Source organism: Methanobrevibacter sp. (assembly GCF_050872065.1).
Lineage (GTDB): Archaea > Methanobacteriota > Methanobacteria > Methanobacteriales > Methanobacteriaceae > Methanocatella.
Window position 1 is genome coordinate 1 of the sequence record NZ_JBNMGD010000045.1, and the last position, 11,776, is coordinate 11,776.

Genomic DNA, 11,776 nt, shown 5'->3' on the forward strand with positions numbered 1-11,776 from the left:
ATATTATACATAATATTTATTTATTGGGCTGGTAGCTCAGATGGTAGATCGTCGCCTTGGCATGGCGGAGGCCCCGGGTTCAAATCCCGGTCAGTCCACTTAATTTTAAAAAATAAAATAGAATTGTGATTAAAGTATGTTGTTAATTGCTCAAAACCATTTACAATTAATTTTAGAAGTTGGATTAATGTTATTTGTATCATTAGTCTTTTGTCTTAACTTGATTCCGTTGTCACTTAGTATTGTGACCTTTTTATCATTATTCATAATGGGTGGTTTAACTGTTCTTTTTGGTGCGGATATTTTACTTCTTGTGTTATCTTCAAGTCAAGCAGAATTCACTCACCCATTTGGGCCAATAGCTCTGCTTGGTGCTGTAACAGCCCTTGCTTCGTTAAAAGTAATGTCTGAATCGGGAGTAGATATTAGGCCACTTAAAAGGTTTGTAATTTTATTTTTAGCTGGAATTACAGTATTCGGTGGATTAATGCACAGATCTTTTTTACTTCTATGGTTACTTGGATTATTCTTAGGGTACTTAATGATTTCCAAATCTTTCAGAGAAAAATCTGTATTTACATTGAAAAGAATTTTAATGTTTTTTGGTGTAGCTGGAGCGGGTTTTGTTTTCCTAGAAGTTCTTTCTCGTGTATCTGGTATGACAATTTTCTCCCCTCTTTTAAGATTAGGTAGGATTGAACAGTACTCCTTGTCAAGTATTAAAATGGTGTTGAACAACATTCAATTAATAGGACATAGTGCAAATGCTTCTTATTGGGGAGCTGAAGGAATAGCATTTGCTGAGGGTTATATTACTTTACCAATGCAATTAATTTTATTCTTTGGATTACCTCTCCCATTGTTCTCTGGAGTACTTGTAAATCAAAAAGATACAATAGATTATATGCTTCCAGGTATATTTGGATGGGGATTCGACTTTGGAATACTAGGACTTGTTGGTTTAATTATATTTGTACTTGGAACAATCATTATTGGATTTAAAGTATTGAATATGTATAGAGAGAAAAGAGAAAAAAACAATAAAAAGTACTTAGGAAGAGAAGTACTATTAACTGGTGCATTAGCTGCCTTTTGTTCTCAAGCATTAATTGGATTATTTATATTTAACAGATCAATCAATGGTATGGCTTTGTTAACATTCATATTTATGGGTGCATTAATATTGGCTAATGTAGTTTCATTAAAAACAAGATCATAATGGAGGTAATTAAATGAAAGCTTTAATTTTACTTGGATGTCCGGAAACTCCTGCACAGACACCAATGGCAGTTTATGTATTTAATAAATTAACTAAAATGGGTTATGATGTTACTATTGCAGCTAATCCTGCAGCTTCTAAATTAGTAAAAGTATCTGACCCTGAGAATTTATATAACCTTGAGTTGGTAGATTTAGAAAGGTTATTAAATGAAATTAAAGAAGGAGATTATGATTTACTCGTTGGATTTGTGCATAAAGATGCAGCAGCCTCATTTTTCGTAACATTTGAGCAAATTTTAAATACAAAATCACTTGCTTTAGTATTCTCAAGAGATGCTGATGAAGTAGAAGAATTTGTTAATATGATTGAAGAAAGTGGAAGTAACGCATCAATCGCTGCTGTTAGAGCATTTCACAATCCTTCACCAATTAAAGTTAAATTTGATAAAGCTATTAAGGAGTTTGAATAAATGTCTTTTTGTTTAGATACTTATCTTCAACAATCTGATAATTATGAAATTCATGCATCAAAAGCTGGTTTCAAAGATTGTGCTATGATTATTAGATTTAAAGCGGATGATTTAGTTTATATTAAACCAGGTGATGAAGTTTTAGGTGTTAGAGTTATTGGTATTCCTCCAATTCCAATTGGATTTGACCATACTAAAGGGACAGTATTCCTTCCATACACTAAACCTTGTCATGGAACTTCAGTTGTTGAACTTCCAATAAGTGAAGAAGAAATTGAAAAAATTAGGAAACTCGATACTAGTGATAAAAAATGAAATCAACTGTTGTAGGTAGTTTTCCAGTTAATAAAAGCTCTTCACCTAATTTTAAAGATAAATTATTAAGTGCTTTAGGAGCATATGATTCTTTTAAGGAAGCTATTAAAAGTAGTGTAATTGCTCAACTTGATGCTGGAGTGGATATAATCTCTGATGGTCAAGTTAGAGGAGACATGGTTTCTATTTTTACAAATTATATTCCTGGAATGAAAGTTGAAGATGGAAATACTGTAATTTCTTCTAAAATTAGAAATCCTATTCATGAAATTTCTATTAAAGACTTGCAATATGCAAAAAAAGTCATGAAGGAGTATTATGGTGGTAACATTCCTGAGGGTAAAGGAATTAAAGGAATCATTACAGGGCCTAGTACTATAATTTACTCTTCAAGAATTGAATCTTTTTACAAAAACAAAGAAGATGCTATTATTGATTTGGCACATAGTTTAAAAGTAGAAGTAGATGCAATAGCTAAAAAAGTAGATCCGGTTTATATTCAGGTTGATGAGCCATTCTTATCTACTGGAATGGTAGATATGCAAACTGCTCGTGAAGCTATTGATATTATTCATGATGGTTTGGACATACCTTTGGCAATGCATGTATGTGGTATTTTATCTGATTCATTTAAGGATATTGCAAAATTTAATATTGATATTTTGGATATGGAATTTGCAGGAAATAATGTAAACCTTGGAGTTTTGGAGGAAAATGTTTCATTACTTACTAATAAAAAAGTAGGATTTGGATGTGTTGATTCATCAGTTAATACTGTGGATGATATTGACGATGTTGATGAATTAGTATGTAAAGCTATTGAAATTGTCGGAAAAGATAATTTACTTTTAGATCCAGATTGTGGTCTTAGAAGAGCTTCAGAAGATGTTGCTTTTGAAAAATTAAGATTGATGAATGAAATTAAAAATAAATACAGTTAAATTTTAATTTTCATTTATTTTTTACTATTTTTAATGATGTTCCACTTTATAGGAATACGCTATACTGTTTATAAAATTTATTAGATTTGGTGTTATATTGGAAATAAGATTAGAACAAGAAAAAGATTATTTTGATGTTGAAAATCTTATAAGAGAGTCATTTTGGAATGTTTATCATCCTGGTGCTTCTGAACACTTTATTGTCCATAATTTAAGAAATGATAATTGTTTTATAAAAGATTTAGCTTATGTTATTGAAGAAGATGGAAAAATAATAGGTCATATTAATTATTCTATGGCTAATCTTAATAATTCTATGATTGCTCCATTATTAGGGCCGGTAGCTATTGATAGGCAATATCAAAATAAAGGTTATGGTTATAAATTAATTGAATATACATTGAAATTAGCTGAAAAAAATGGGATTTCCATTTATTTTTGTCATTGGGGATGAAAATTACTATTCCAGATTTGGTTTTAAAATAGCATCAAAACACAATTTTTATTTAGATGGTGCAGATACAACACAAGAAAATCCTTTTTTCATGATAAAAATATTCGATGAGGAATTAAATAATGAAAATCAGGTTATATTCTATACTCCTAGTGTTTTTGAAGTAAATGAAGAAGATGTAGATGAATTTGATAAACAGTTTGACTATAAAGAAAAATTAGTTTTGGATGGTCAATTAGATAACTAAATGAAATATTTTATTATTAATGAATCTCCTGAGGATGATAATGGTATTTACAAAATATCATTCTTAAAAAATGATTAAAGAGCATTATTGATTTTAAGGAATATTATATATGTCTGAACTAATAATATATAATATATTAATTATTTTGTTGGGAGTATAATGGTTTTAAGGGAAAATAGGATTTTTTATTTAGATGAGTTAAGAGTTATTGCAATTTTATGTGTGATATTTGCTCATACAATTCAAAATTTTCCGGTTAATATGGATTATTTAACTTCCCCAACACTTCTTTCATATCTTACCGTTGCAAGAATGGGTGTTGTTCTTTTTTTTATGATTAGTGGAGCACTATTGATTGGTAAGGAATATAATTTATCTGATTTTTTAAAAAGAAGAGTTACAAGAATAGTAATACCTACTATATTTTGGCAGATTATTGGTTATTTGTCAATTTTAGTTTTCATAGGATTTACATATGATGGTTTAGTTCAAGCAATCACTCAATTTGGTTTTCCATGGTTTGTATGTGCAATTTTAGGCATTTATTTGGTCATTCCTATATTTAATTCATTTATTAAGGAATATGGGATGAGAGGTGCTGAGTATTTCTTGATTATGTGGGTGTTTTTAATTATATTGACAAACATGCAACTTGATGAAACTTATTATATTAATTTAATTTTTAATAATATTGGAAAGTATATTGGTTATGCCGTATTAGGTTACTATTTAGCAAATAAGGAATTTAACATATACTCTCTACCAATGGTTGTGTTTTGTAGTGTACTTTTTATTATCTCTCTTGCTTTAAATAGTTATTACGCTTTTAATTTCAGCCATGTATTTTATGTTGAGTCTTATTCAATTATTATCCAGTGCGCTCTATTATTTTTAATTTTTAGATATATGGATAAATTAACTAAATTCAGACCAAAATTTGTTTTGTCAAGAGTTCATTCATTTGTTCAAAATTCATTTGTTGGTAGTATTATTTATTATATAAGTATTTTTAGCTTTACAATTTACTTGATGCATGGTTTTGTTGTAAATGCATTGATCCAATACCTGCCTGTTACTCAGTTTAGTATGATTCCGACAATGTTTTTATTAATATCAATTGGATCAATCATTATTGCTGCGATTTTATATAAAATACCTATTATCAATAAGATATGTGGTATTCATTAAAAAAAGAAGGATGAATAAGAAAGTTATCTATATTCATGTTTAAAATTTTTATCATATAGCTTAGATGCATTAAAATCTCCAGGGTTTAAAACGTCCCCCACTACAATCATTGCAGTCTTTGTTATATTAGCATCTTTTACTTTTTGTGCAATATCCTCAAGGGTTCCTTTAATTATTTCTTGGTCTGGCCAAGTTGCTTTTTTGACAACTGCAACTGGAGTAGTTTTTTCATAACCTACAAGTAATTCATCAACCACTTTATCAATCATACCGACACCTAAAAAAACGCACATGGTTGCATGATGTTTGGAAAAACTAGCTAAACTTTCACCATCAGGTTTTGGAGTTCTGCCTTCTGGACGAGTAATAATTACACTTTGAGAAATCTCAGGTAATGTTAATTCTGCTTCAAGGACACTTGCAGTACCGAATAGTGAACTTACGCCAGGAATAATTTCATATTCAATGTCATGTTTTTTAAGCTCACGAATTTGCTCTCCAATAGCTCCATAAATTGATGGATCTCCTGTGTGGACACGAGCAACCAATTTTCCTTCATTAACTGCTTTTGTAATAATCGCATCAGTTTCTTCTAAATTTAAATAAGCACTATTGTGAATTTCACAGTCTTCACGAGCAGGTGACAAAACATCTGGATTTACAAGAGAACCTGCATAAATAATTACATCAGCTTTTTCAATAATATTTCTTCCTTTAACAGTTATTAAGTCAGGATCTCCAGGACCTGCACCAATGAATATAACTTTTCCTTTCATGTTCTAACTTTTTATTTCAGATATTATTTAATTATTATGTATTAAAATTGAATTTTAATCTGAGCAAACTTTATTAATATTTAAAATAATTAAAAAATATGGATGATAATGGTTTTATTTCACTTGAATACATTTTTGCAGCATTTATAATGTTTGTAATTGCGTGTAGTTTGCTGTTCTATTCATCGTCACTTATTGATTCAAGTATTAATATTGAAGAAAGCATATCACACAGACTTATATTAGATAGGGTTGCTAATGTAATCAGTCAGGTTAATTCAAATGGTGTTGGTTACTCAAAATACATTAAACTACCTTCGGATAAAGGATATTTTGAAATTACTGTCGATAGGTCAAAATTAACAATAGATTATGACAATAAGAAAGGTGAAACAATGATTGCTCTTTTAAATATTGATTCAGAATACAAATTAGTTAGTGGAAGAGGATATTATATTTCAAAAACCGATGATGGAAAAATAGTGATAACATGATTGATAACAAAGGACAAATTTCAGCAGAGTTATTATTCCTATTTGGGACATTAGTCATTGTTTTAATGATTTCAGTTATCTTTATTGCTGGTGAAAATGAATTAGATATTGCAATGGCATCAGCACGTAGTGGAGTTATCGAAGGAATTGCAACATCCTCAAGTGGAATTTATCCAGCTGATACTTACAGAGATTATTTAAATTCAAAAATAAATGTATTGGAACCTTATTCTGTTGAGATAATTAATATTTCATATACTGAAATAGGTGATGATAACAATTATGATAAAAAACGAATCCAGTTTAAGGTTTATGCAAAAACATCTGATAGGTTCACCAATAAAGAATTAGTTTCAATTGGTGATAGAATGAATTATAATTTAAGAAAAGCTATTGCAATTAGTTTTAATTCAACTGATGCTACTAATAAGCTTTATAATCCAGTTTTTTCACCTCATTATGTTTATACTACTGCTAATGTTAAATGGGTTTAAGTGCGTACATGGATATTTGGTAGTGGAATATCTGATTGATTAAGGATATTATTTCAGACAGATAACTCTTTAAAGAAACTATTTTCAATTGTGAAAGTATATTTATAAACAATATAATATATTATAAATTGGGATATTATGTATAATGAAGAGGAAACGAAGCAATTAATTGAAGATTTAAAAGAAATGGAAACTTTTAGAGTTGATACTGGAGATGAAGGTAAGGTATTGCAGGAAGATTTAAAAGAATACTTTATCAATGGAATTGGAGATAAAGAGGATTTAATTTTTAGAATTGAATTATATTTTTATGCTTTTAAGATATTTTGTAGAAAACCAGTAAAAATTGATAGAAATCAATTCACAATATTTTTCAATGATTCATTACTTGATTGGAATTTAATAAAATTAGTTATGGATGATTTTGTTGATTTTGAACTTGAAATTGAAGCTGTTAAAGAAGAAAAAGATGTGTTAATTAATTTAAATTTTACTTTTCATTACTAGACATTACTAGATTTTAAAAATTTTAAGGGCATTATTGGTGGTAATCTTATCAACTGTATTAACATCCATATTTTTAATTTCAGCTATTTTACGAACTGCATTTGCAACATTTGCAGGTTCATTTCTATCTTCTTTTGTCATTGCTAGATAAGGACTATCAGTTTCAGTCAAGACATAATTTAAATCTATTTTTTCAATTAAATCCTGATGCTGTTTTGAGTAGCAGACCATAGTGGAAAAACTCATATATGCATTATCCATGTTCATGATTCTTTTTGCAGTTTTTAAGCTACCTCCGTAGCAGTGGAAAACAAAATATGGGATGTCTTCATATTCATCAATAATGTTGACTGCTTTTTTTTCACAGTCCCTTACATGCATTACGATTGGTTTTTGGTATTCATTAGCTAATTCTAAAAAGCCGGTAAATATTTTCTTTTGTCTTTCACGTAATGATTTGTCTGTTACATAAAAATAGTCCATTCCAACTTCACCTATAGCTACAATATCATCCAAATGTTTGATAATATTTTTATGAGCGGTTTTTATTTCTTCATCGGTTGCATTCTGGGAACTTACAGGATGAAATCCAAAAGTAGGATAAATAAAACCTTCATTGTCTTTTGAAAGTTCCAATACATCAATATTGCTCTGGTTACTGTAACCTGATACGATTACTTTATCTAATTTATCTTTGGCTCTTTTGATGACTTCATCTCTATCGTCATCGAAATCTTCAAAATCAATATGGCAATGAGTATCAATCATATTATACACCGAATCTTCTATCTCTTGCCTGGTATGATCTAATTGCCCTTATAAAATCAACTTTTCTAAGTTCAGGCCATAAAGTTTCACAGAAGTATAATTCTGAATATGATGATTGCCAGAGTAAAAATCCGCTTAATCTTTCTTCTCCACTGGTTCTAATAATTAAGTTTGGATCATCAAGCCCAGCAGTATAAAGGTTTTTACTTACAAGTTCTTCATCAACGTCATCAATGGTTATTTTTCCATCCTGAACATCTTTGATAATTTTTTTAAAGGAGTCAATAATTTCCAAACGACCGTCATATCCAATAGCTAAATTGAGAAATCTTTTATTGTAATGTGCTGTTGCATCTTCAGCTTCTTTTATTGCTTCTTTCACATTATCTGGAAGTAATTCTGTTCTACCCACTACTTTAACTTTCACTTCATTTTTATGTATTTTTGGATTGTTAACTAATCTTTTGAAGTTGACGACAAATAAGTCCATTAATCCATCTACTTCGTGTTTTTGCCTGTTAAAATTTTCTGTTGAGAAAGCATAAGCAGTTATAATTTCTATTCCAAGTTCAATACTCCAGTCCATTACTTTTTCTAAAATATCTACACCAATTTCATGTCCTTTAATAACATCTATGTTTCCTTGTAATTTTGAGTATCTCCTATTACCGTCCATAATAAAAGCAACATGTTTTGGCATTTTTTCAGGAACTAAGTCTCTTGAAATATACCATTCATATAATTTATAGAGTATATTCTCTGCCATGTTATCCCTTCTTTATTAAAAATCATCCGTAGTATTTGCTAATGTTAAACTGCGAACATATCCATCAATACTTTGGTCTCTACTTGTATCGATGTATATTTTATCCATTCCAAAAGTTATTGCACCGTAACTTGGCCAGGAATTAAGTAAAACCAATGTTCTGAATATGATATTTCCTACTCTTCCGTTTGGAGCAACAATAATATTACAATTATCTTTAATTGCTTTTTCAACTAAGATATAATAATTTTTAACTTCTTCGTTTGTATTTTCTTGGATGAGTCTTGTTAGTTTATCACTGTCTGTTATAGATTTTGATACTTCTTCTCCTCTTCCAAAATCGTCTTTTCTTCCTTCTGCAAGAACTGCGATTTTTGGTGTTTTTCCAAGTTTTTTATAAAAACTAATACAGTTTTTAACAATGCTCAATTTATCTTCGACACTTTTACCTTCGTCAATTCCAACAGGAGATAATAAAAATTCATATTTGTCTCCATTAATATATGTTGCTCTAGTAATATTTGGGTAGATTTCCTTTAATTTTTTCATAATATTAGAAGCTGGAAGTGACCCACGGACTACTCCATGTATTTTATTATCTAAAACTGCATGTACTAAGTCTTCATCACGATAAATTAGTTTTAAATTAGTTTTTGGGTGTTTTTCTTTAAAAATATGACAAGCTTGTATTATATTTTCATTTTTTCCAACACCAATAGCTATTGTTTTCATTAGTATAAAGTTATAGTATTTCTAATATAAATTAATTTTTCTTAATTTTAGAATTTTTTAATATAGGTAATTAATTTATCATTTTATTATTGAAACTGTCAATAGCATTATTTACTAAATCAAGCACACTTTTTGATAAATTTGGATATGTATCATTAACGGGTATTGGAATATTGTCACAGTAGACAACATCAAGTCCAGCATTCACTGCATCTTTTGTTGCAACATCAACAGCAGCTGCTTTAAGTTCACTAAGCATCACATCAGCTTTATCCATGTATTTTTCCATATCTTCTCGTAAAAGAGGCCTATTTGATAAATGAGAAGTTGTACCAATGATTTTACAGTCATAGTTTTCTTCTAAATAATTTGATAGTTTATCTTTTATACTTTCGGGTGCAGTAGTTGCAAACAGCACATTTTTACCAGAAATATCTTCTAACGGTTTAGGTCTAAACACTGTTGAAATAATCGGTACATTTGGATTGATTTCCTGTGTGAATTCCTCAATTTTAGTTATTTTCTCCTTTGAAGCCATTGGTTCTTCACACATGGTCAAAATAATTAAATCTCCTAGAGCTATTCTATAAGGTCCAAAATATGTGGTTATTGTTTCAAGTGGTTGATTTGCACCAATGAGTGTTATTTTCTTATCAGTTTTAATAGGGGGGATTGCCGCTCCACTACCTTCAAAAATAGCTAATTTTGAATCAACTTCATTGGCTAATTTTGCTCCTTTTTTCATATTGGTTAAAAATACTTCGCCTGCCATTCCGCCACCACAACGTCTACATCCTATGGTCAATATTCTACTCATTAAAGCATCTTCCCAATGATCACTAGCTGCATGAATTCCTTTTTCGGATTGTTTTAAAAGGAAGTCAGATGTTATTTCTAATTTTTCACCATGAACAATTTCAGGTTCAGCAGGTCCGCCTCTTCCCATAGCTACTACACATGGTTCATAATTGTGTTTATTGATTAATCTAGATACAAAACCAGAAACTGCAGTTTTTCCAATACGTTTACCAGTTCCAAGAATTGTAATTGATGGTTTTTCCATAATTTCATATTGTGATACTGGATCAAATTTAAAATCAGGTCCTTCGTAACTTATTCCTTCATTAAGTACGCAACAAGCTATTTTAAAACGTTTAGGATAATCGAGGATAGGTTCATCACTTAAGTCCATAACACTATCGATATTATATTGTTTAATCATTTCAACAATGATATCATATGGAATATCTTTGTATTTTGCAAATTGGACTGGAACTCCTAGTTTCTGTGAGTATGTTTCTTCTGAATCATCTCTGAGTTTTTCAGTTCCTCCAATGAAAACAGCACCAGCAACATCAATGTGTTCTAAGTTGTTTAATGTATCTATTGCTTGTTGAGTAACAGGTAAGTAGTGTTCACCATCAACCAAACACAGTATTTTGTTAATAGCTTTCATAAAAATTAATATTTATTTAATACTATTTAAAATGTTTAATTTATATGTACATATGTATATGAGATTTTAAATCCCCATAAAATTTAATATTACTCTAGAATAATATATTTTGTATGGACATTTCTGAAATTAATTTAGATGAAACACATATTAGATTAACAACCGATTGTGAGCATCATGATTTAAAAGGATATATTTTTTCCATTAGAAGAGATTTAAAAAATTATATTTTAAAAAATCAAGACTTTTTATTGTCTTTAGAACCAATTAAATCTGAAGATAATCTTCCGTTGATTGTAAAAATTATGGTAAATGCATCTAATATTGCAGATGTTGGACCAATGGCTTGTGTTGCAGGTGCAATTTCTCAATTGTCACTTGATTATTTAATTAATCAAAATTCAAAGTATTCCATTGTTGAAAATGGTGGAGATATTGCTATTATAAATGATTCATCAGTACTGTGTGGAATTTATTCTAATAATCAAGTTTTAGGGAATAATATTGCTTTTAAAATAAAACCTAGAAAAAAACCGTTAGGAATTTGCACTTCATCTGGAAAAATTGGACATTCTATAAGTTTCGGTAAATCAGATAGTGTCACTGTCATTTCAAAGTCTTCTGCTATATCTGATGGACTTGCAACTAGAATTGCCAATGAAATTAATGGTAGTACTAGTGAGGATAAGGTCTCAAATGGCTTGGAATGTGGAGAAAATTATAAAGAGTTCTTTGATGGTGTATTAATAATTTCAGAAAATAATGTTGGAACTATTGGGAAGTTACCAAAAATTGTTGAGACAAGAGAATTTGATGTAAAAATTGTTTAATATTTTAGATAACTTTGTGTAGTTTATTTAGTTTTAGTACTTACTTAAAACGATTTATAAAATTAGAATATTATTTTAAAAATGTTATAAAATGCATGTTTGTTTATAATATTTATA

Annotated in this window: 16 protein-coding genes and 1 tRNA gene; 12 read left to right on the plus strand and 5 right to left on the minus strand. The window is 29.3% G+C overall.

The genetic code is table 11. The features are described 5' to 3' along the window. Positions 1-25: 25 nt before the first annotated feature. The 8 genes from ACR0P1_RS06530 (at position 26) to ACR0P1_RS06565 (ending at position 4,836) form a co-directional block, all read left to right on the plus strand. Positions 26-98 (plus strand) — tRNA-Ala (locus tag ACR0P1_RS06530). 38 nt (positions 99-136) lie between these two features. After that, the gene (locus tag ACR0P1_RS06535; RefSeq protein WP_432645601.1) at positions 137-1,219 is read left to right on the plus strand and encodes a hypothetical protein; all 1,083 of its coding nucleotides are present in this window, start codon (positions 137-139) and stop codon (positions 1,217-1,219) included. A gap of 13 nt (positions 1,220-1,232) precedes the next feature. Then, positions 1,233-1,691, plus strand: coding sequence for a DUF1890 family protein (locus tag ACR0P1_RS06540; RefSeq protein ID WP_432645602.1), 459 nt, complete (start codon positions 1,233-1,235; stop codon positions 1,689-1,691). Then, positions 1,692-2,006, plus strand: coding sequence for a DUF1894 domain-containing protein (locus ACR0P1_RS06545; RefSeq protein ID WP_432645603.1), 315 nt, complete (start codon positions 1,692-1,694; stop codon positions 2,004-2,006). Continuing rightward, entirely contained in the window at positions 2,003-2,947 is a 945-nt protein-coding gene (locus tag ACR0P1_RS06550) for a methionine synthase (RefSeq protein WP_432645604.1), read from the plus strand. Before ACR0P1_RS06545 ends, ACR0P1_RS06550 begins: the two co-directional genes overlap by 4 nt. A 97-nt stretch (positions 2,948-3,044) precedes the next feature. Continuing rightward, positions 3,045-3,401, plus strand: coding sequence for a GNAT family N-acetyltransferase (locus tag ACR0P1_RS06555; RefSeq protein WP_432645605.1), 357 nt, complete (start codon positions 3,045-3,047; stop codon positions 3,399-3,401). Further along, the gene (locus ACR0P1_RS06560) at positions 3,367-3,648 is read left to right on the plus strand and encodes a hypothetical protein (RefSeq protein ID WP_432645606.1); all 282 of its coding nucleotides are present in this window, start codon (positions 3,367-3,369) and stop codon (positions 3,646-3,648) included. Before ACR0P1_RS06555 ends, ACR0P1_RS06560 begins: the two co-directional genes overlap by 35 nt. Positions 3,649-3,807: 159 nt before the next feature. Next, positions 3,808-4,836 (plus strand): acyltransferase, encoded by a 1,029-nt coding sequence (locus ACR0P1_RS06565; RefSeq protein WP_432645607.1) that lies wholly within the window; start codon positions 3,808-3,810, stop codon positions 4,834-4,836. Positions 4,837-4,859: 23 nt separating this feature from the next. On the opposite strand, the gene cobM is transcribed toward ACR0P1_RS06565, so the two are convergent. Then, positions 4,860-5,612 carry a precorrin-4 C(11)-methyltransferase gene (cobM, locus tag ACR0P1_RS06570; RefSeq protein WP_432645608.1) on the minus strand — a complete coding sequence of 251 codons (753 nt, stop codon included), beginning with the start codon at positions 5,610-5,612 and terminating at the stop codon, positions 4,860-4,862. Between the two features lie 98 nt (positions 5,613-5,710). On the opposite strand from cobM, the gene ACR0P1_RS06575 reads away from it, so the two are divergent. The 3 genes from ACR0P1_RS06575 to ACR0P1_RS06585 all read left to right on the plus strand — a co-directional run bounded on the left by ACR0P1_RS06575 (position 5,711) and on the right by ACR0P1_RS06585 (position 7,107). Further along, positions 5,711-6,106 carry a hypothetical protein gene (locus tag ACR0P1_RS06575; protein WP_432645609.1) on the plus strand — a complete coding sequence of 132 codons (396 nt, stop codon included), beginning with the start codon at positions 5,711-5,713 and terminating at the stop codon, positions 6,104-6,106. Then, complete coding sequence (locus ACR0P1_RS06580; RefSeq protein WP_432645610.1) at positions 6,103-6,600, plus strand: hypothetical protein; 498 nt, start codon at positions 6,103-6,105, stop codon at positions 6,598-6,600. The genes ACR0P1_RS06575 and ACR0P1_RS06580 overlap by 4 nt, the downstream gene beginning before the upstream one ends. Positions 6,601-6,738: 138 nt before the next feature. After that, the gene (locus ACR0P1_RS06585; protein ID WP_432645611.1) at positions 6,739-7,107 is read left to right on the plus strand and encodes a hypothetical protein; all 369 of its coding nucleotides are present in this window, start codon (positions 6,739-6,741) and stop codon (positions 7,105-7,107) included. Positions 7,108-7,113: 6 nt separating this feature from the next. Here ACR0P1_RS06585 and ACR0P1_RS06590 read toward each other — a convergent pair whose 3' ends face one another. The 4 genes from ACR0P1_RS06590 to ACR0P1_RS06605 form a co-directional block, all read right to left on the minus strand. Next, the gene (locus ACR0P1_RS06590; protein ID WP_432645612.1) at positions 7,114-7,875 is read right to left on the minus strand and encodes a TatD family hydrolase; all 762 of its coding nucleotides are present in this window, start codon (positions 7,873-7,875) and stop codon (positions 7,114-7,116) included. A gap of 1 nt (position 7,876) precedes the next feature. Beyond that, positions 7,877-8,641: a polyprenyl diphosphate synthase gene (gene uppS / locus ACR0P1_RS06595; protein WP_432645613.1), complete on the minus strand. Its 765-nt coding sequence runs from the start codon at positions 8,639-8,641 to the stop codon at positions 7,877-7,879. A gap of 15 nt (positions 8,642-8,656) precedes the next feature. Beyond that, positions 8,657-9,373, minus strand: a complete 717-nt coding sequence (gene mtxX / locus ACR0P1_RS06600; protein WP_432645614.1) for a methanogenesis marker protein Mmp4/MtxX — start codon at positions 9,371-9,373, stop codon at positions 8,657-8,659. Between the two features lie 70 nt (positions 9,374-9,443). Continuing rightward, the gene (locus ACR0P1_RS06605) at positions 9,444-10,829 is read right to left on the minus strand and encodes a 2,3-diphosphoglycerate synthetase (RefSeq protein WP_432645615.1); all 1,386 of its coding nucleotides are present in this window, start codon (positions 10,827-10,829) and stop codon (positions 9,444-9,446) included. Between the two features lie 113 nt (positions 10,830-10,942). Here ACR0P1_RS06605 and ACR0P1_RS06610 point away from each other — a divergent pair, with 113 nt between their 5' ends. Further along, on the plus strand, positions 10,943-11,659 hold the full coding sequence (locus ACR0P1_RS06610; RefSeq protein WP_432645616.1) for a UPF0280 family protein: 717 nt from the start codon (positions 10,943-10,945) through the stop codon (positions 11,657-11,659). Positions 11,660-11,776: the final 117 nt, after the last annotated feature.